General features: G+C 44.5%; 15 protein-coding genes. 9 read left to right on the top strand and 6 right to left on the bottom strand.

Annotation, left to right across the window (positions count from 1 at the left end):
- Positions 1 to 311: 311 nt before the first annotated feature.
- A complete protein-coding gene (locus CA598_RS15755) occupies positions 312 to 1910 on the top strand; it encodes a peptide chain release factor 3 (RefSeq protein WP_094877122.1) in 1599 nt (532 codons plus the stop codon).
- A 98-nt stretch (positions 1911 to 2008) separates the two neighbouring features.
- On the opposite strand, the gene CA598_RS15750 is transcribed toward CA598_RS15755, so the two are convergent.
- Positions 2009 to 2245: a small acid-soluble spore protein SspI gene (locus CA598_RS15750; RefSeq protein WP_042130985.1), complete on the bottom strand. Its 237-nt coding sequence runs from the start codon at positions 2243 to 2245 to the stop codon at positions 2009 to 2011.
- 231 nt (positions 2246 to 2476) lie between these two features.
- On the opposite strand from CA598_RS15750, the gene CA598_RS15745 reads away from it, so the two are divergent.
- Both CA598_RS15745 and CA598_RS15740 read left to right on the top strand, forming a co-directional pair.
- A complete protein-coding gene (locus CA598_RS15745; RefSeq protein WP_076285312.1) occupies positions 2477 to 3136 on the top strand; it encodes a potassium channel family protein in 660 nt (219 codons plus the stop codon).
- A gap of 315 nt (positions 3137 to 3451) precedes the next feature.
- On the top strand, positions 3452 to 4240 hold the full coding sequence (locus tag CA598_RS15740; protein WP_094877121.1) for a TrmH family RNA methyltransferase: 789 nt from the start codon (positions 3452 to 3454) through the stop codon (positions 4238 to 4240).
- Between the two features lie 71 nt (positions 4241 to 4311).
- Here the strand turns inward: CA598_RS15740 and CA598_RS15735 are convergent, their stop codons facing one another.
- The 5 genes from CA598_RS15735 to CA598_RS15715 all read right to left on the bottom strand — a co-directional run bounded on the left by CA598_RS15735 (position 4312) and on the right by CA598_RS15715 (position 10689).
- A complete protein-coding gene (locus CA598_RS15735) occupies positions 4312 to 6072 on the bottom strand; it encodes an ABC transporter ATP-binding protein (RefSeq protein ID WP_094877120.1) in 1761 nt (586 codons plus the stop codon).
- Positions 6072 to 7829, bottom strand: a complete 1758-nt coding sequence (locus tag CA598_RS15730; RefSeq protein ID WP_094871844.1) for an ABC transporter ATP-binding protein — start codon at positions 7827 to 7829, stop codon at positions 6072 to 6074. The genes CA598_RS15735 and CA598_RS15730 overlap by 1 nt, the downstream gene beginning before the upstream one ends.
- A 111-nt stretch (positions 7830 to 7940) precedes the next feature.
- Positions 7941 to 8993: a HAMP domain-containing sensor histidine kinase gene (locus tag CA598_RS15725; protein WP_218832604.1), complete on the bottom strand. Its 1053-nt coding sequence runs from the start codon at positions 8991 to 8993 to the stop codon at positions 7941 to 7943.
- Positions 8990 to 9661: a response regulator transcription factor gene (locus CA598_RS15720; protein ID WP_094877119.1), complete on the bottom strand. Its 672-nt coding sequence runs from the start codon at positions 9659 to 9661 to the stop codon at positions 8990 to 8992. Before CA598_RS15720 ends, CA598_RS15725 begins: the two co-directional genes overlap by 4 nt.
- Before the next feature lie 59 nt (positions 9662 to 9720).
- The gene (locus CA598_RS15715) at positions 9721 to 10689 is read right to left on the bottom strand and encodes a LacI family DNA-binding transcriptional regulator (RefSeq protein WP_094877118.1); all 969 of its coding nucleotides are present in this window, start codon (positions 10687 to 10689) and stop codon (positions 9721 to 9723) included.
- 112 nt (positions 10690 to 10801) lie between these two features.
- On the opposite strand from CA598_RS15715, the gene CA598_RS15710 reads away from it, so the two are divergent.
- From CA598_RS15710 to CA598_RS15685, 6 genes are all read left to right on the top strand, one after another.
- Positions 10802 to 12214 carry a glycoside hydrolase family 1 protein gene (locus CA598_RS15710; protein ID WP_094877117.1) on the top strand — a complete coding sequence of 471 codons (1413 nt, stop codon included), beginning with the start codon at positions 10802 to 10804 and terminating at the stop codon, positions 12212 to 12214.
- 274 nt (positions 12215 to 12488) lie between these two features.
- Complete coding sequence (locus CA598_RS15705) at positions 12489 to 14354, top strand: beta-glucoside-specific PTS transporter subunit IIABC (RefSeq protein WP_094877116.1); 1866 nt, start codon at positions 12489 to 12491, stop codon at positions 14352 to 14354.
- Between the two features lie 67 nt (positions 14355 to 14421).
- Complete coding sequence (gene licT / locus CA598_RS15700) at positions 14422 to 15261, top strand: BglG family transcription antiterminator LicT (RefSeq protein WP_094877115.1); 840 nt, start codon at positions 14422 to 14424, stop codon at positions 15259 to 15261.
- Between the two features lie 208 nt (positions 15262 to 15469).
- Positions 15470 to 16492: an ABC transporter substrate-binding protein gene (locus CA598_RS15695; protein ID WP_094871834.1), complete on the top strand. Its 1023-nt coding sequence runs from the start codon at positions 15470 to 15472 to the stop codon at positions 16490 to 16492.
- Positions 16493 to 16500: 8 nt separating this feature from the next.
- On the top strand, positions 16501 to 18558 hold the full coding sequence (locus CA598_RS15690) for an iron ABC transporter permease (protein ID WP_094871856.1): 2058 nt from the start codon (positions 16501 to 16503) through the stop codon (positions 18556 to 18558).
- A 516-nt stretch (positions 18559 to 19074) separates the two neighbouring features.
- The gene (locus CA598_RS15685) at positions 19075 to 21147 is read left to right on the top strand and encodes a peptidoglycan D,D-transpeptidase FtsI family protein (RefSeq protein ID WP_094877114.1); all 2073 of its coding nucleotides are present in this window, start codon (positions 19075 to 19077) and stop codon (positions 21145 to 21147) included.
- The last annotated feature ends 67 nt before the right edge of the window (positions 21148 to 21214 follow it).

Below are 21214 nucleotides of genomic sequence, written 5' to 3'. Positions count from 1 at the left end.
TACTCAGCTTGTAACTCTACCTCCAAGGACCCCGTCAGGCGTTTTTCTTGTTGAGCTATGGGAACTGGTGAACAGGATATAGACTTGATTTGGGAGATATTTTGCTGCAAAAGCTTTTTAGTAGATAATATCTGCCGGATTTTGATATACTTTAGAGGATGCTTTCACTTGAAGCGGACTGGAGCTAGACCTAAGATAGCTATTCATTCAGAAATGAAGGGGTATGAACAATGAGCAGAGCACCGATTTGAAGATAACCCCAGTGTAATTGAAGCAGAAGCAGGAATTTTATATATGAAGGGATATGTGTAATGAACAAAGCAATAGATCAGAAGCTGCAAAAGGAAGTGGACAGACGCAGAACCTTTGCGATCATTTCCCACCCGGATGCGGGTAAAACAACTTTAACGGAAAAACTACTGTTATTCGGTGGCGCTATCCGTCTGGCGGGAACGGTTAAGGCCCGTAAGGCGAACAAGCATGCAACGAGTGACTGGATGGAAATTGAAAAGCAACGGGGGATTTCTGTTACTTCCTCTGTGATGCAGTTTGATTATTTGAATCACCGCGTGAATATTTTGGATACACCGGGTCACCAAGACTTTAGTGAGGACACCTACCGTACACTAACAGCAGCGGATAGTGCGGTCATGCTTATCGACGTGGCAAAAGGGGTGGAAACCCAAACAACCAAGCTGTTTCAGGTATGTGCTAAACGTGGGATTCCGATCTTTACTTTTATCAATAAGCTGGACCGTGAAGGACGCAGTCCGTTTGATTTGATGGAAGAGCTGGAGCAGGTACTGGGCATTCGCTCTGTGCCTATGAACTGGCCGATCGGCAGTGGACGTGAATTGTGCGGCGTATATGACCGGATGAAGAATCAGGTGGAGCTGTTCCAAGGTGACGATCACTCCGTAATCAAGGTGCAAAAGGTTGACGGATATCGTGATCCAATCATTCGTGAAATGGCGGGAGAATATCTGCATGATCAATTGTGTCAGGATCTGGAGCTGCTGGATGTAGCAGGCGATGCTTTTGACTATGAAAAAGTACTAAGTGGTGAACTTACACCTGTGTTCTTCGGTAGTGCGATTAACAATTTCGGAGTACAGACTTTCCTCGATAATTTCTTGGATCTGGCACCGAAGCCTGAACCACGCCGAAGTACTACAGGTTTAATAGAACCTATGAATGAGAAATTCACAGGTTATGTGTTCAAAATCCAAGCCAATATGAACCCGGCTCACCGTGACCGGATTGCCTTCCTGCGTATTGTATCCGGTAAGTTCGAACGGGGGATGAGCGTGAAGCATGTACGTGCGGGTAAGGACATTAAGCTCGCCCAGCCGCAACAATTTTTGGCCCAAGACCGTGATATCGTAGAGGAAGCTTATCCGGGAGATATTATCGGGTTGTTTGACCCAGGTATTTTTAGAATTGGAGATACACTGAGCCAGGCAGGAGAATTGGAATTCGATGAGCTGCCAACATTCTCACCAGAGATTTTTGCTAAAGTGAGTATTAAAAATGCTTTGAAATCGAAGCAGTTCCAAAAGGGTGTCGATCAGCTGACTGAAGAGGGTATGATTCAAGTATTCCGCACGGTTAACTTCGATGATATTCTGCTCGGCGTAGTGGGACAGCTGCAGTTTGAGGTGTTCGAGTACCGCATGAAGGGTGAATATGGTGTCGATGTTCTGTTGCAGCGTATGCCATACCAGTTTGCACGTTGGATCGTAGATGATGCTAAACCGGATGCGAGTAAATTCCGTATTAACTCTACGCTCGTTACAGATAAGAAGGGGAATTTTGTTGTCTTATTCGAGAACGAATATGCTATGCGGACAGCGATGGATAAGAACCCGACAGCTAAGTTCCTAGAGATGGCTCCAAAAGCATTGCTATAGTAAGGAAGCTACAACTTCCTGATTGTTAATAAAAACCTCCGCCTTCAGCGTGCCATTGCACAATGTGAAAGCGGAGGTTTTTGACTAGTTGCGGCTAGTTATGACGTGATATTCCCGGGAGTAATCGTCTCCAGGTGATCATGCAGCATAGACACCAAATTATCTTGCTTAGCGGTGTCTAAGTCCTTCCATATCATTTCAAACACGGCGCCAAGTCCCGGGAGTGCTGCTTCCGGTCCGTCTACCGAGCCTTCAATCATATGCCGCAAATCTTCTTCAGATTGACCATGCACTTTATGAATAATCGCCTGGCGTAAGTCAATAGTAACCGGCATAACGTACCTCCTTTTGAAATATAGTGATATTCACGTCGTTTTAATGTACCCTGTATAGCTGCTGGAAATTCAAGTTTTTGTTCAAATATAAGTAGTATAAGTTGACACTATACATCATTCTTATATTTTTGCGATAAACGATTGTCATCCATAAAGCACGACCATGACGTTTCTTCTTGGCTTATGATATACTGTTTGAGATATAGAAATGCTACAGGAGGTACATAAGACATGGCCAAAAAACAATATGCCATCATTGGCATGGGGCGTTTCGGATCCAGTGTTGCGAGAGCACTCAGCGGTATGGGGTTTGACGTACTTGCGATTGATGCGGACGAGCAGCGGACACAGGAGATTTCAAATATAGTTACACACGCTGTATCTGCAGATTCAACGGATGAAGAAGCGCTACGCGCACTTGGTATTCGCAATTTTGATGTGGTGGTTGTGGCTATTGGAGAGGACATCCAAGCAAGCATTCTTACCACTTTAATCCTGAAGGACCTTGGTGTACCAGCAATTATCGCAAAAGCAAAAAGTGAGCTGCACGGCAAAGTATTAGGCAAAATTGGTGCAGACAAGGTGATTTATCCTGAACGGGATATGGGAATGCGGGTTGCGCATCATTTGGCTTCGCCTAATATATTAGATTATATCGAGCTGTCGCCTGATTATAGTATTTTGGACATGAAGGTATCCGGATCGATGCTCGGGAAAAATCTACAAGAGCTCGATATCCGTGCAAAATATGGCTGTAACGTAATGGCTATTCGCCAAGGTGAAGAGATGAACATCTCCCCTCGCGCAGAGGATCGATTGATCGATGGGGATATCCTTGTAATCGTTGGGCATAAAGATAACCTGACGAAGCTGGAGATCGCGTATCAGTAGGTGAGGCGATTCTGATGATAAGCGTTATTGCGAGGAAAGTTTGGACTTCCGGACGCTGTTGTCTCCAGATTTTTTTGATTTGAACCGCCTGCTGCCGATAAAATCCGGAGACTGCTTATGCTTTCGAAGGGAGCTTTACTACGTAAAGCTTTCGGGCGAGCGCTTACGCTCCTACAGTTCCAAATTTCCTCTCCATAACGTATTCATCAGGCTTATAGGGGAGTAAAAGAGAAGAAGAACAAAGATAAAGATAAAGATAAAGAACAAAGATATAAGAGCAAGAATAAATGGCAAGGCATAAGAAAGGAAGACTTTATGGAAATCATGTCTCCGCAAAATACGCGGGTTAAAGAGTGGGCCGGGCTGCAAGAGAAAAAGCACCGGGACAAAGCTCGTAAATATATCGTAGAAGGCGTTCATCTTGTACAGGAAGCGCTGCTGGCTGAAGCAGATGTGGAATGCCTTGCTTATGACTTAGACAAGGGAATGCCCGCTGAACTCAAAGGGCTTCTTCAGTCCGTTCAGGGCATGGATGTGATTGGCGTATCAGCGGCGATCATCTCGAAATGCAGCAGCACTAATACACCGCAGCCGGTGTTCGCCATTGTGCGGAAGGAACAGCAGGCGGTAGAGGCTATCCTAGCGAAGAAGGATAGTCTGGTGGTTGTCCTGGACGGCGTCCAGGACCCCGGTAATGTCGGCACCATCATCCGCAGCGCGGATGCTGCGGGAGCAGACGGAGTGATCCTCGGCCAAGGCTGTGCCGACCTTTATAATCCGAAGACCATCCGTTCAACGATGGGCTCAATGTTCCATCTCCCGGTGGTGGAGGGAGATTTAAGTGAGATTTTGCCACAGGCCCGGGAAAATGGGACACTGCTGGTGAGCACTTCGCTGCAGGGTGAAGAATCATGCTATGAGCACGATTTTCACGGCAGCCAGTGGCTGCTGATTGGCAGCGAGGGTAAGGGGATTTCGCCGGAAACGGCGCGTCTCGTGGACAAGAGTATCATCATTCCGATGGCGGGGCGGGCGGAATCGCTGAATGCGGCGATGGCGGCGACGATTTTGCTGTTTGAGGGAATGAGACAGCGAGAGGTTTAAGCTGTTTCTAATACAGGAACGGACGATAAAAAACTGCAAGCTCATGATTGAGTTGCAGTTTTTTTGTCGTTTTAAGAAGCCTGCTCAAATTGGCTATTGTAAAGCTCTGCATAGAATCCTTTTCGAGCCAGCAATTCCGCGTGGCTGCCGCTTTCCAGGATATCGCCGTCCTTCAGGACCAGAATCACATCAGCGTTCTTGATCGTTGAGAGCCGGTGTGCGATAACGAAAGAGGTTCTGCCTTCCATAAGCTTATCCATCGCCTGTTGAATCAGCAACTCTGTACGGGTATCCACTGAGCTTGTAGCTTCATCAAGAATGAGCATGGGAGCATCTTTCAGCATCGCGCGAGCGATAGTCAGCTGCTGCTTTTGTCCGGCGGACAGATTAACCTTATCGTTCAGCACGGTGTTGTATCCGTCACTTAAGGATTTAATGAAGCGGTGCAGGCCAACGGACTTGCAAGCCTCTATAAGCTTCTCGTCCGTTATGTTCTGCTGATTGTAAATCAGGTTCTCTTTGATGGTACCTTCAAACAGCCAAGTATCCTGCAGGACCATACAGAACAGATCATGAATATTTTCTCTGGTCACGCTGCTGATCGGCGTATCATCGATGTAGATTTCTCCGCCCGTCAATTCGTTGAACCGGATGAGCAGATTGACCAGCGTAGTTTTGCCTGCGCCGGTAGGACCAACGATAGCCACTTTCTGCCCAGGTTTTACATTTGTCGAGAAGTTATTGATAATCAGTTTTTCTGAAGTCTCATACGCAAATTGTACTTGATCAAATTTTACTTTACCTTTAGCAGTTGGCATTGTGTTCTCTTTATGGCTCTCGTCTTCCATTTCCTCAGCCTCCAGAAATTCGAACACGCGTCCGCCAGCTGCAGATGCAGCTTGCAGACTTTGCGCGGCCTGGGCAATCTGGGACAACGGCTGGGTAAAGTAACGTACATACATAATGAAGGCGACGATAACCCCAAAAGAAATCGTGCCGTTCATGGCGAGTACACCACCAACGATACAGACGGCAACGAATCCTAGATTACCAATAAAGCCCATCAGGGGTGGCATCAGCCCAGAGAGGAATTGCGCTTTGAAGGCGCTGTTCTTCAGTCCCTGATTTAATTCCTGGAAGGTAGTGCGCATCTGCGCTTCGCCATTATACGCTTTAACTACATTATGTCCTGTGTACACTTCTTCGACATGACCGTTGATTTTACCTAAATACTCCTGCTGGCTAGCAAAATATTTCTGTGATTTCTTCATAATGACCACCATAAGGCCAAAGCCGATGATCGTTGCCACGATAGCGGTAAGGGTCATAATTACATTGGTCTTCAGCATCATGACGATCGAGCCGACGAACATGGCTATGGCGGTCACGACATTACCAATACTCTGATTCATCGATTGCCCGATGGTATCTACATCATTCGTTACCCGGGATAAAATATCACCTGTGGCCGATTTATTATAGTAGGAGATTGGAAGTTTGTTCATTTTATGAGCCAGATCAGTTCTTAATTTCTTCGAGACCTTCTGGGTGATAATCGACATGATCAAGCCTTGCGAGAGTGACAACAACGCACCGACGCCGTAAATTACGACGAGGGTAATGCCAATGGTAGTAATGCCGTCCATATCGATGCTGCCGGCAAGACCAGCTGTAATTTTGTCGGTGATCTCGGAGAGTTTGTCCGGACCGAATAACGTGAGCACCGTTCCAACTGCCGCGCAGATTAGCGCAATCACAATAACCGGGACATATTTACGGCAGTAGCGGAGCAGCTTGATCCATGTATTCTGGCCTTTATTTTTGGTTTTCATTATGCAAGCTCCTCCTTCGTAAGCTGAGAATAAGCAATTTCCTGATAGATGTCGCAGGACTGCATTAGTTCGTCATGGGTTCCCATACCTGCGATTCGTCCGGCTTCCAGCACAATGATCTTGTCGGCATCTTTAATTGTACCAATACGCTGTGCAACGATCAGCATCGTTGAATCATTCGCGTCTTTCTTAAGTTCACTGCGCAGTTTGCGGTCAGTCTTATAGTCAAGCGCGGAGAAAGAATCATCAAAGATTAATATTTCTGGACGCCGGGCAATCGCTCTGGCAATCGACAGCCGCTGTTTTTGCCCGCCAGACAGATTCGTTCCGCCTTGGGCGATATGGGCATCATAGTTCCCCTCTAGCTTTTCTACAAATTCAGAGGATTGGGAAGTGTACACTGCATCTACAATATCTGAACTGAGGACCTGACCGGATCCGTTCTCACCAAATGCAATATTGGAGGACACTGTTCCGCCAAATAGAACAGCCTTCTGAGAGACATAGCCCATTTTATTCCGCAGCGCTTGCTGGTCGTATTCTCTGACATTGATACCATTTACCAGCACTTCGCCTTCTGTAGCATCATAGAAACGGGGAATGAGGTTAACAAGTGTACTTTTCCCGCAGCCTGTAGATCCGATAAAAGCAACCGTCTCCCCCTGCTTCGCCGTGAAGCTGATGTTCTCCAACACATATTCCTCTGCATCTGGATATTTGAAGCTAACCCCCTTGAATTCAATTTCATCTTCTCGCTTCACAGGGAATTGAGTTACTGATCCATTCTTCAAGCTAGGTACTGTTTCTAGCACTTCATTGATACGTTTAGCCGATACTTGAGCACGGGGCAGTAGAATAAAGATCATAATCAGCATCATAAAGGCCATAACCACTTGCATGGCATAAGATGAGAATACGATCATATCTGAGAACAAGCCCATCTTGGCGGTACCCTCGGCTGCTTGAATGAGCACTGCACCCACCCAATAGATGGAGAGACTGAGTCCACTCATAATCAAAGTAATACTTGGCATCAATAGGGTCATTACATTGTTGGCAAATAGGTTGGTGCTGGTAAGCTCGTTGTTGGCTACAGCGAACTTCTGTTCTTGATATTCCTCGGCATTATACGCCCGGATGACACGAAGACCGTTAAGATTCTCTCTGGATACACGATTCAGATTATCTGTAAGCAGCTGCAGCTTTTTAAATTTAGGCAGGACGAGCACGATACAGACTGCGACAATAACTACTAGCAATGCGACCGCAGCACCTGTCGTAAGAGTCCACTCCCAGCTTTTACCCGAAATCTTGAGTATCGCCCACACTGCGAGGATTGGTGCTTTCACGAGTAGCTGTAAGCCGATCACAATCAGCATTTGTACTTGCGTGATGTCATTCGTGGATCGGGTAATTAGACTGGCTGTTGAGAAGTTGCTGATCTCCTCCATGGAGAAGGACTGCACCTTATCGAACAAATTGGAACGCAGTCTTGCAGACAAGTCGGCCGCTATTCTCGCAGCAATGCCCGCTACAACAACCGAGGTCGCCAGACTGCCAAGAGCACAGAGTAGCATCCAGCCTCCTGCGACAAGAATTTCATTCATTTCGCTTCCTGGTGTCTGGATCAGCCGGGTAATATCACTCATGTAGTCAGGCAGTTCTAAATCCAGCCAGACTTGAGCGATGATGAACATAAGGCTGATTCCGAATAAGAACCATTCTTTGGGTTCCAGATTCTTGAGTAATTTCAACATAAGAATGACTCCTTTGTATTAATGATGCTCTGATTGTAAAGGAGAATAATAAACTGAAAGTTAACTTTTGCTGAAAAAAATGAAAAGCCCTGAAAGAACCCAACGGTTCTATCAAGGCTTAGATGAGGCAGGGAGTAGCATCGTAAAGGTTGTTCCCTGCAGCGGAACACTGTCGCAGGTGACGGTTCCGCCGTGCAGTTCAATAATTTTTCGGACTATCGTAAGGCCCAGGCCATTGCCGGCAGAAGAGTGAGAGGTATCTTGCTGATAGAACTTGTCAAAGACTTTTGGAAGTGCACTTGAACTGATGCCTACTCCATTATCACGGAATGTAATTTCGACCTGATCTTTCAACCGCCTCATGGTCACTTCGATTTCGCCGTGCTCTGGAGTAAATTTAATCGCATTGTCCAATAAATTCAGCCAGACCTGGTTCAGCATCTCTTTATTTCCGGGTACCATATAGTCCTGCACGTTGGCTTTAAAGGAAATATGTTTTTTCGTAAGGTTAGTATGCTGCAGCAGGACGCATTGGCGAATTTGTTCTCCAACATTGAAGGGCTGCCGGTCGCTTAATATCGCCTGTGCCTCTACTTTGGAGAGGTTCAGGACATTGGAGGCCAGAGCGGCCAAACGGGTAGATTCCTCGATAACAATATCTAGGTATTCATTTCGTTCATCCTTGCTCAGCTCATCATCCTTCAGGATTTCAGCGAACCCTTTAATCGACACAATCGGAGTACGGAATTCATGGGAGAAATTGTTTACAAAGTCTGTACGCAGAATTTCAATACCACCTAGTTCCTCAGCCATCCGGTTAATATTCTCGGAGAGAATTTTGAATTCTGGAGGGTGCTTGAGCTCCAGCCGCATAGAGAAGTCCCCTCCGGCCAACTGGTCGATCGCATCAATAAATGTGCGGATTGATTTCAGCATCCTGCGACTGGTAATTACCGATGTGACGGTACCGATAATGGTGCAGGCAATCAATATAATCAAGGTTAGGATTTTTTTGTCCTGGAGAATCCGTTCATCCAGCAGGCCGAAGACTAAGGACAGATAGGTTAGGATTCCGGTGATTAGCACTGTAATAAGGAAAATAATAAATACAGCAAGCGAGAAGTAGATCGGCAGGCTGATTTTGTTGCTTAGCTTTTTAATCATGTTCTCACCGCCTTGTATCCGAGACCGCGGACGGACACAAGTTCGAACTCCGGATAGTTCTCAAACCGTTTCCGCAAGCGGTTGATATGCACATTAACCGTAGTGTCTGTAGTTTCGCTGTCCATCCCCCAGATTTCGTCCATCAACTGGATTCGAGTGAAAATGCGCTCTGGATAGGATAGAAGCTTATAGAGGAGATGGAACTCCTTCTGAGGAAGTGTCTGTTTTTCATTCTCTCGAGTTACGGTTAACGCATCGAAATCAAGTATGACTTTACCAACAACAAGCTTACGGGCGCTTACAATCTGCGAGCGGCGCAGAAGGGCTTGAATTCTCAATAGCATTTCCTCTATATCTACAGGCTTGGTCATATAATCATCAGTTCCGAGACGGAATCCTTTTTTCTTATCTTCTGGAAGCTGTTTGGCCGTTGCCATGAGGATCGGGATCATGTTGTTGGCATTCCTTAGCTCTTCGGCGAATTCGTAACCATCCATTCCAGGCATCATGATATCGAGGATAATCAGATCAATGTGCTGGACTTCAAGAACTTCCAGTGCCTGAATGCCATTCTCGGCTGTTAACACTTCATAACCTTCCCGTTTCAGGACAGCGTTCATCAGCTTTCTGACATGCTTATCGTCTTCCACAACAAGGATCTTAATCATGGTTTCACTCCAATTCTTAGCTTAAGATTTCATTGCATTCTGAGAATGGGCAGACTTAGTTAGGTTGTCTCCCGTTCAATCAGTTGAAACGACAGTGGCTGCAGCTCCATGTCCAGTCCAAGCAATGCAGGAGCCAGCAAAAGAAAAGCATTCTCTGCCTGTCCCGCAATCGGATTCTGAATAGTGGTTATTCCGAGCGTCTGCGACAGCTTTGAATTGTCAAAACCAACGATGGCGAGGTCCCTTGGCACATCTAGCTTCTGCCTGCGAGCTTCGCTGAGAACACCTACCGCCACCAAATCATTGGCGCATAGAATGGCATCCGGCGGTTCTGGTTGTCCCATGAATGTCTTCACTAATTGCTCGCCGTCTTGAATTCCATAAATAGTGGTGTAATACCATTTCTCGAGGACGGGAAGATTATATTTGGACATGATTTGTTCGTAGGCTAATCTTCGGCTCTGAGTATTAATGCTGCTAGGACGGCCAAAAGCATTGGCGATACGTTTATACCCCCGTTCTATCAAATGCTCCAGAGCAAGTGCATATCCATCATATTGGTTCATGGCAACGGAAGGGATTTCAGGATGGTCCATGCGCTGCCATGACACGATCGGTCCGTATTTGCAGTAGGAAGTTATGACATGTTTATCGTTAACAGCGGTCAAAATAAGCAGGGCGTCGACTCTTTTTTGTTTAAGATCTTCGAACGCTTGAAGCTCTTTTTGCTTATCTCCGCCAGTGGTATAAATAATCGTCTGATACCCGTAATGGCCGGAAATTTCGACGAAGCTGTTCATAAAGCACAGAATAAGCTCATTCAGGTCTAAGGTAATCATGCCGATTTGCTGAGTTTGGCCTTTCGATAAAGAAATAGCATTCCGATTGGGAACATAGTCCGTCTCCTTCATGATGGCGAGAATTTTCTCTCTTGTCTCCTTGCTGACATGTGGGGAATCGTTCAGAACTCGGGATACCGTAGCTTTAGAAAAGCCTGATAGCTTAGCAATTTCGTCAAGAGTAGACATCGACTTCTCTCCTTTGCATGATTAATGCTTGACATGTAACGCGTTCCAAGAGTTAGGATTCGGATTAGAGCAGTAATCCTATACTATCACAATAGCAAAGGCGGGAAGAAACATGAACTTACAATTTCCAGAAGGATTCTTATGGGGCGGTGCTGTAGCTGCTAACCAGCTTGAAGGGGCATACCAGGAAGATGGAAAAGGCTGGTCTACCCAAGATGTTATGCCACACGGAATTAAATCTGCTCCTACAGAGGTTCCTACCGACGATAACATGAAGCTCACAGGTATCGACTTCTATCACCGCTATAAAGAAGATATTAAGCTGTTCGCAGAAATGGGCTTTAAAGTATTTCGGACATCTATTGCCTGGTCCCGAATTTTCCCGAAAGGGGACGAGCTGGAGCCAAATGAAAAAGGCCTGCAGTTCTATGATGATCTATTCGACGAGTGTCATAAATACGGTATCGAGCCGTTAGTAACGATTTCCCATTATGAGACTCCGCTGCATCTGGCACGAGAATACGATGGATGGGTTAACCGCAAAATGGTAGATTTTTACGAGCGTTATGTGCGAACGATCTTTAATCGTTACAAGGACAAGGTTAAATATTGGCTGACCTTTAACGAGATCAATTCCATTCTAGAGTTCCCATTTATGAGCGGTGGGATCAACACGCCATTGGAACAATTGAGCAAGCAGGATTTGTATCAGGCGATTCATCATGAGTTCGTAGCAAGCGCTTTGGCTGTGAAGATCGGCCATGAGATCAATCCTGATTTTAAAATAGGATGTATGGTGCTAAGTATGCCGATTTATCCACTCACTCCTCATCCGGATGATTTGATCCGAGCGATGCAAAGTGATCATAAAAATATGTTCTTTGCAGATGTTCATGCTAGAGGATATTACCCGGGATACATGAAGCGTTACTTCAAAGAAAACGGAATTCACATTCATTTTGAGCCAGGGGACGAAGAAATTCTCAAGCATACCGTGGATTTCATATCGTTCAGTTACTATATGAGCACTTGTGAAACGGCTGATCCAGAGAAACAGATCAGAGGGGAAGGGAACCTGTTAGGCGGGGTGCCAAATCCGTATCTGGAAGCGAGTGATTGGGGATGGCAAATCGATCCGCAGGGCTTACGTTATGTGATGAATATGTTCTATGACCGATACCAGAAGCCACTCTTTGTTGTGGAAAATGGTCTGGGTGCCGTGGATCAGCTCGTTGTAGATGGAAGCGGTGAAAAGGTGATAAACGACGACTACCGGATCAATTATTTACGAGATCATCTGGTACAGGTGGCGGAAGCGATTGCCGACGGCGTGGAAGTTATGGGGTATACAAGCTGGGGCTGCATCGACTTGGTCAGTGCAACAAGCGCCGAGCTGAAGAAACGTTATGGCTTCATTTATGTGGACCGTCATGATGATGGTTCAGGTACGCTGGAAAGATTCCGCAAGAAGTCCTTCCATTGGTACAAAGAAGTGATTGAATCTAACGGGCAGAGCCTGTTGTAATAGCGAAAGTCCTGATCGTCAAGATCCTCTTGATGATCAGGACTTTTTATTATGCAAATTATGGTTATCGTTGACATGGCTAATGGGACATGTTAATTTGTAAGTAATAAATTAATCGGATATCAGGATTGCTACTGCATAGCAGGCAAAACCTAAGTTTCATTTATGTTTACGGGAGATTTCTCTCTCGTGCATGGATGTGATTTAGGTTTTTTTTCGTTCACTGTGTTCCGTGATTAATTGATCTGATCTGTTACCGAAGGGGTGTACGAAAATGAGTTATGAGCAGCTAGGTAAAGACATTATTCAATCTGTCGGTGGGGAGAAAAATATTAATAACGTGATCCACTGTGCCACTCGACTAAGATTCACACTTAACGACGAACAAAAAGTGGATAAAGAAAATCTGGAGAAAATGAAAGGGATTATTGGAGTGGTCAGCAAAGGGGGACAATTCCAGGTTATAGTGGGTACCCATGTAGCTGATGTTTATAAAGAGATTGCTAAATCCATATCCCCTAGTAGTGACTCTGGTGAGAAAAAGGTAAAGAAACCGCTAGGGACTCTGATTTTTGATGTGATTTCTAGAAGTTTTTCACCACTGATTGGTGCCTTAGCAGGTGCGGGTATGTTGAAAGCGCTGTTAACCGTATTGACTTCGTTAAATGTTTTAGCGGCAGACGGTGAGACTTATAAAGTATTGGCTGGTGCTAGTAATGCTGTGTTCTATTTTCTGCCAATTTTCTTAGGTATTACATTATCGATGAGACTGGGTGTAAATGCTTATGTGGGTGGTAGTATCGGTGCAGCCTTGCTTGAACCTAACATTACGGGATTAGCGAGTGTTGAATCTCCACATTTTTTAGGAATTCCTTTAGTCATGTCAGACTATTCCTCAAGCGTATTTCCGATTTTTATCGCCATCTGTATATACGCTTTACTGGATAAGCAACTAAGAAAGTTTATACACAAGGATTTGCAGATGTTCTTGGTTCCAATGATATGTTTTATTGTGATTGTGCCTTTAACCCTGTTGGCTTTCGGACCCTTTGGCGTGATTGTAGGGAACTTAATTGGAGATGCTATATTGTTCCTCAGTACAAAGAGCGGTATCGTTACGGGGGCAATAGTAGGGATCTCTTGGACGTATTTGACCGTGCTCGGATTGCACTGGGGGCTTGTACCGATTATTCTTGAGAACATTGCTAAGGGTGGAGATCCGATCTATGCAATGGCAGGCATGGCTATCTTTGCACAACTTGGTTTAGCCTTGGGGATCTTCCTGAAAACAAGAGATAAGCAGTTGAAAACATTGGCTGCTAGTACATTTTTACCAGGAGCGCTCTCAGGTGTAACTGAACCTATTATTTACGGATTGTTGACCCGTTACAAACGGACCTTTATATATGTAACCATTGCTGGCGGTATAGGTGGCGCACTTAGTGGTCTTTTCAAAGTGAAGATGGAAGTCTTCGCCTTTGTGAGTGTATTAAGTCTTCCGGCATTTTCTCCGTTAGCAGTTCAAGCGATCATTGCTGGTGTGACGATTATTTTGGCAATGGTGATTACAATGATGTTTGGTTATGAAGATAAAAAGAAAGTGAATGCTGTAGAAGAAAAAGTGAATGATGTCGCAGAAAAGACGAATACTGACAAGAGCGAGGTTATTCTCCCTCACGCTGTGCAGAGTTCAACCGTTGTCAGCCCTCTAGCTGGTAACGTAATTCCTTTAGCCTCCGTTGATGATGCAGCTTTTGCCTCTGAAGCAATGGGTAAGGGCATGGCCATCGAACCTACCGAAGGTAAGCTCTACTCACCGGTTAGTGGGGTGGTTTCTACCATTTTTAGAACAGGTCATTGTATTGCCGTAGTATCGGATGATGGTGTTGAAGTCCTGATCCATATCGGTATAGAAACTGTGAAATTAAAAGGTAAATATTTTGATGTGAAAGTTGAAGAGGGAGCAACCGTCAAACAGGGTGAACTCTTGATTGAATTTGATCTTGAACAAATAAAAAATGAAGGTTATCAATGTACAACACCAATCATTATTACCAATACTGCTAATTATAGTGATGTGATTGGTACCAAGAAAACGGCTATCACACCGGGTGTGGATTTGATGACTGTTGTAGTTTGATCTTTTGTCGAACATTATAACAACAGACTAGCTACGCAAAATGGAAAGGATTGCAAGGAGCTGTAATATGCGGATTGAGAAAGTGTTGAACAACAATGTTGTTACTGTCATAGATGATCACAATGTTGAATTGGTAATCATGGGGAGAGGACTTGCCTTTAAGAAAAAGCGAGGAGACTTCTTAGCGGAAGAGAAAATTGAAAAGATATTTACTTTAAACAATCAAAAGCTTTCAGATAAGCTAAAAACGCTGCTTTCCGAGATTCCAATTGAGCATATGGAGTTATCAGAAGAGATCATCAACTTTGCCAAGCTACAACTCGGTAAAATGCTGGACGATAGTATTTATGTTAGTCTGACCGATCATATCAGTTTTGCCTTGGAGCGCTTCTCAAAAGGGCTGAAGATTAAAAACGCTATGCTTTGGGAAATTAAAAGGTTCTACAAGGAAGAATACGAGGTTGGGAAGGCTGCGCTGCAAATTATTCATTCCAAGTTCGGTGTTAGGCTACCTGAGGATGAGGCAGGACATATTGCTCTCCATCTGGTAAATGCTGAACTAAACGAAGAAATGCCCAATATGGTAAATATTACGAAGATTATGAACGACATCTTAAATATCGTGAAGCATCATTTCAGGCTAGAATATGATGAAGAATCCCTTGCCTATTACCGCTTTATTACTCATTTGAAATTTTTTGCGCAACGCCTCATTACTGGTACTCCACCGCCTGATAATGAGAATGGCTTATTTAATTTGGTGAAGGAGCAATATAAGGAAGCTTTTGCAAGTGTTGAGAAAATTAAAATCTATATCGACAAAACCTATAACCGTGAATTAACAAATGATGAAATGCTGTATCTCACCATCCACATTGAAAGAATCACCAACCAGATCATGGAGTAGGGAGAGTCCTAACAAATCAAGGAGGCCTTGATTTGTTAGGACTTCTTTTTTAGGGGCTAGGCGCTGTATATTAAATTTTAACTTTGACTTTCGCTAAAAACACGTATAAGATAACTAGTATGATTTTCTATGATAATCATTATCAATAGATTGATAACAATTATCATAGAATCAACTTCGATCGTTAAAATACAGGGGGATAAAGAAAATGCACAAAAGGTTAATCAGTTTATTTATGATTATAGCTGTCATATTAGTGGTAGCAGGCTGTGGAAATAATTCAAAGAATAATGCGGTATCCAATACAGGAGCAGCTGACAATACGGTCTCTGATAAAACGAGCACTGAATCTACAGGCGGACCTATTGTACTAAAAGATTCTAAAGGTGAGATTACGCTGGACAAACCTGCGCAAAAGGTTGTGGTATTAGAATGGACCTTTACGGAGGATATTATTGCGCTAGGAATGCAGCCAGTAGGTAATGCCGATAACGAGAACTATAAGCTGTATGTGACTTCTGAAGCACCACTTGATGCAAATGTGACTGATGTTGGTTCCCGTGATGAGCCAGATCTGGAGACGATTGCTTCATTAAAGCCTGATCTGATTATTGCCAATACGGGTGGGCACGAAGGCATTTATGATCAACTAAAAGGTATTGCGCCAACACTGATTTTCGGTCTGTATCCGAATGAAGGAGAAGGCGATCAGTACACTTTGATGGAAGAAACCTTCAAAACGATTGCAGCGGCAGTAGGCAAAACTGCAGAAGCCGATAAGGTTCTTGCTGATTTGGATACACACTATGCGGATGCAAAGGCAAAGCTGGCTGAAGTAGGTAAAGAAGGCTTGAACTATGTACTGACCCAAGCATACAGCTATCAAAATGCAGCAACGTTGCGTCTGTTTACAGATAACTCACTTGCGGTACAAACATTGGATCGGATTGGTCTGAAGAACGACTGGAAACCGGAGAAATTCGAAGCTTACGGATTCAGTACCTCAACTGTTGAAGCGTTGCCAGCTGTTCAGGATACTAACCTGATGTATATCGTTCAGAAGGATGATAATATTTTCACGAAAGAACTGAAGGATAATTCCGTTTGGAACGGACTTAACTTTGTAAAAGAGAATCGTACTTTCGGATTGAGCAGTACTACTTGGGTGTTCGGCGGCCCGATCTCCTCTAAAGTTATCGTGGATGAAGTTGTAAATACATTAACGAAATGAGTGCATTTATGAACGGGAAGAGTAGCAAAGAGGCCTCAAGTGGAATGACCTGGCGAATCATTGGAATATTTGGGGGCGGCCTTGCCGCCCTCTTTGTTCTATCCATTCTTAGTCTAGGCTTTGGAGAAGCCAAAATCCCGGCAGCTACGGTGTTGGAGGGATTGCTGAACCGCCAGGATGTGATGGAACATAATCTGCTCTGGGATATTCGGATGCCGCGTACGGTGATTGGCCTTCTGGCTGGTGCCGCTCTGGCAGCGGCTGGAGCCTTACTGCAGACGATAACGAAGAATCCGCTCGCTTCCTCAGATACATTGGGGATTAATGCCGGTGCTTATTTTATGGTTGTTCTTGGTATGGTTACTTTCCCGGCTTTGCAGCATCAATTCCCATTCTTGCTGGCAGTTGCAGGGGGATTGTTTGCAGCTCTAGCTGCTTATTTGCTGAGTGGAGGTAAAGCGGCTACACCTGTCAGATTGGCTTTGTCAGGTATGATCGTGTCTATGGTTCTCGGAGCATTTACATCCGCCCTACATATTTTTAACAAGAACGAAACGCAAAATTTATTCTTATGGGGTTCAGGATCACTGATTCAACTAGATTGGGACGGTGTGAAGTATGCCTGGCCTTTTGTAATTACACTGCTTATAGCCGCTGTGCTCGGAGGCAGACAATTTGATGCTTTAGAGCTCGATGAGTCCACAGCCCGTTCACTTGGGCAACGTGTTGGGTTGGCACGGGGATTAGGTCTAGGCTTATCGGTATTGTTGGCTGCGGTCGTGGTCAGCGTGGTTGGTCCGATCGGATTTGTGGGTCTGGTGGCTCCACATCTGGTTCGGCTTAGCGGTATTCGAAAGCATCACCTGCTCATTCCTGCAAGTGCGCTGTGGGGAGCCCTGCTCATTACGGCAGCGGATACGCTCGCGCGGGTAGTGCGCAGCAGTGTGGGTGAAATGCCGGTTGGTGCAGTAATGGCGATTATTGGCGCGCCGTGGCTTATTTGGCTGGTGCTGACCAAGATGAAAAATATATCGGGTTCAGGTGCTGGTCAGTCATCTATGAATATAGGAGGGACAGCGCTTCGGATGCGCTTTGTTCCGGCGGTGATATTCATGAGCATACTGCTCATTGTTGTTATCCTTGTGAGTTTGTCACTTGGAGGAACCAAAATACCAATTAGCGATCTGCTAAGCAGTCTTGTCCATAGCGGTGATGGATCTTATTCCGTCCTGCTGAATTTACGACTTCCACGTACACTCGTTGCGGCTGGAGGCGGTATTGCGCTTGCCATTAGTGGTGTCTTGATTCAAAGCGCTGTCCGAAATCCGCTGGCCGACGCCTCCATTATTGGTGTGACTTCGGGTGCTGGACTAGGAGCGCTAACCGTGATGATCGCTTTTCCGGCACTGACGGTATTAGCGGTCCCTATTGCAGCAATTGCGGGTGGTGCACTGGCAGCGGCTTTTGTGTTTTTTATGGCCTGGCGCAGAGACTTGAATCCTTCTGTCCTGATTCTGCTTGGGATCGCGGTATCAGCGATCGCCTCTGCGGGAATACAGGTTATGATCGTCAAGGGCAGTTTATGGAGCAGCAGCTCTTTAATTTGGTTAACGGGTTCGACTTACGGACGAAGCTGGAATCAATTTAATAGCTTGTTTATTTTCCTGATTGTACTCATTCCATTGGCATATTATTTGGGGCGTAAATTCGATTTGCTAGCATTTGGCGATGAGAGTTCAACAGGTTTAGGACTACCCGTTCGAGGAACTCGGCTGTGGGCGATGATTATCGGTGTGATGCTTGCAGCGGGAGCCGTTGCAAGTGTAGGAACCATAGGATTCCTCGGGCTCATGGCGCCGCATGCAGTACGGATGATGATTGGACATCACACGAGACGATCCATTGTTCTGTCAGGATTACTTGGCGGAATAATGCTCGTGATTGCGGATACGCTGGGAAGAACCATTATGGCACCAAAAGAAATCCCATCGGGTCTTATTATAATGTTGATCGGAGCTCCGTATTTCTTGTTCTTGATGTATCGGTCTCAGGTTAGAAAAGTATAGATTTTACTATAAGATAAAATAGGGGGTGTTCCAAAAGCCATAACAATGGTCATTGGGGCATCCCCTAATTCATTAGGGCTTCCTCGATCTAGATCGCCTTAAACTTCGTTTCATTCGATGAGGAGCTACAGCCACCCCTAAATCAGCTTTATTCCGTATCTGAAGTGGGAAATGACTGCATAGCCGCTATTGGCATAAAAATTATTCAGTTTGCCCTCTTACTAAGGAATAACGTCGCTGGAGGTCGAATTCAAGCTCCAAAGGCTAAAAACTTGCAAATAACGTCATTTGAGTCCTTAAACCTCAGCAAATGATGACAATTCATAGGTGCAGGCTACCCAACGTCTACAAAAAAAACAGCGATTCTCGCATATTGAGGATTGCTGTTTTTTTTAATTGGATATTATCGATTGTGAACAATTATTTAACTATTATTCTTAATTTTGTATATTTCAGTTTGCTAGTTTATACTTAGAACCTATATTGTAGAATTTTGGAAATAGGGAGTGGGATTATGTGAGACTCTTCGACAGAAAAGGTATAAAAGACGACAGTAAAGCTACAAATAACTCTAGTGAATTAAGAATCAATATTTTTTTCTTTAGCACTTTTATTATTTTTTGTGTGATTATCCTTCGTCTTGCAGTCTTGCAATTTGTCGAAGGATCTAAGTTTACTGAAGCCGAGGCTAATAGGGATATGAAAATAGTTCCATTATCAGCAATGAGAGGGAATATCCTCGCAGCTGAAGGTGAGAAATTGGCCTATTCTACACCCGTTCAATCTTTATATCTCACTTTGCAAAAAGAATATACTGCCACAAAAACAGATAAAACGACCCAAAAAACTACATTAACTGCCGAGGCAAATCATAAATCAAACACACTGGCTAGCAAGTTAGCAGCTGCCTTCGAAACCTATGGTGATCCTAATGAGAAAAAAATTACAGCAAAAGAGATCCTTGAGGTTATGGATTTATATTCTAAAAAATCATCTGGATATATGGCACGAAGAATTAAATCAGGTTTATCCAAGAAAGAAATTGCTTATTTTTTGGAGCACAAAAACGAATATCCCAATCTTGAGGTGTTAGAGGAAAGCTCTAGGCATTATGATACCGATACGGTGGCTGTACAAGCGGTTGGTTATGTGAAATTTTTTAAATCCTCTACTAGTTTAGATCTTTATAAGGATGTACTTCAGGCGATGAAAACTAATCAGGACCCTGGTCTTAACTATAAAGAGGATGAGCTAGTAGGCTTTGATGGCTTGGAGCTGCAATACCAGAAGGAGCTTCGAGGACAGAATGGTTATAAGGAAGTTTCGGTAGATCCGCAGAATATGGCGGAAAAAATCGTCAGTGTTGAACCTCCGGTTAAAGGGAGTAATATCTGGACTACGATAAATAAAAAAATTCAGCTGAAGACCGAAGGGGCCATTAAAGAGCAGATTCAGTGGTTGCACTCGCACACCGTACAGGGGGAAACACATCCTGATGCTTTAACAGGTTACGCTGTAGCCATGGAAGTCGATACAGGTAACATTATTACGATGGCAAGTATGCCTGACTATGATACGAATGATTGGGCTACGGGTTCGATCTTACCGGAGAGGTATGAACAAATCGAAAAACATTATCAAAACGGAACGATCACTCCCTTTTCATCAGGAAGATCGGGGCATAATTTCGAATCCACGGTGCTGCTCGGCTCGACCATAAAACCATTGAGTGTACTGATTGGATTAAAAGAGGGCTTTATCAATACATCTTCTACTTACCAAGATAAAGGAATCACCTCATTTGGTAGAGAGGGACATGAGACCTTTGTAAGGAATTCATCGAATCATGTATACCACTCTTTGTATCCTTACACGGCAATTGAAAAATCCTCAAACGTATACATGGTTGATATGATTGGGAAAAAATTGTATGACAAGTACAAGTCTAAAGGTATCGATGTATGGGACACCTATATGAAGGAATTTGGTCTTGGTGTTTCAACAGGTATAGGTTTACCTAGGGAATACCTGGGCGATCTGAATTATAAGGCTGAAGCGAAAGCTGGATCTGTTCAATCTGCGCTTGTGTATGCTTCTTTTGGACAGCAGGGGCGTTATACAGTTCTTCAGTTAGCCCAATATGCGGCTACTTTAGCCAATGAAGGGCAACGAATTAAACCGCAGCTGGTAAGCAAAATCACTGATTCAGATGGGAAGGTTATCAAAGCGTTCAAACGGGAAGTGCTTGATGAAGTGACCCATTTCGATCCATCCTATTGGCGGGAAATCAAGAAAGGGATGAATAGTGACGTTAAAAGTGCCTTCGGCGATTTCCCATATGATTTTGCCCGCAAAACAGGGACTTCACAACAAACGGATAGTAAAAAAGTTAACCGGGATAACGGAGTGTTTATAGCCTTTGCACCACGTGACAATCCAAAACTTGCTGTGGCTGTAGTCATTCCTGAGGGTGGGTTCGGATCAAATAGCGCCGCACCTGTCGCTAGGAAAATCTTTGATGCGTATGATTGGGAGTATGGATTGGACGGAATTCCGAAGAAGAATATTGTGAAAAATACGAACGAATAATCGATGGGAGAGCGCATTCCGCGCTCTCCTTTTTCTTTTTCCAAGAGGGTTTGTGATCGATTAATGG

Origin of the sequence: Paenibacillus sp. VTT E-133291, assembly GCF_002264395.1 — a bacterium.
Lineage (GTDB): Bacteria > Bacillota > Bacilli > Paenibacillales > Paenibacillaceae > Paenibacillus_AQ > Paenibacillus_AQ nitricinens.
The sequence above is the reverse complement of the archived record's forward strand: the minus strand, read 5'-3'. Positions and strand labels throughout refer to the sequence as shown.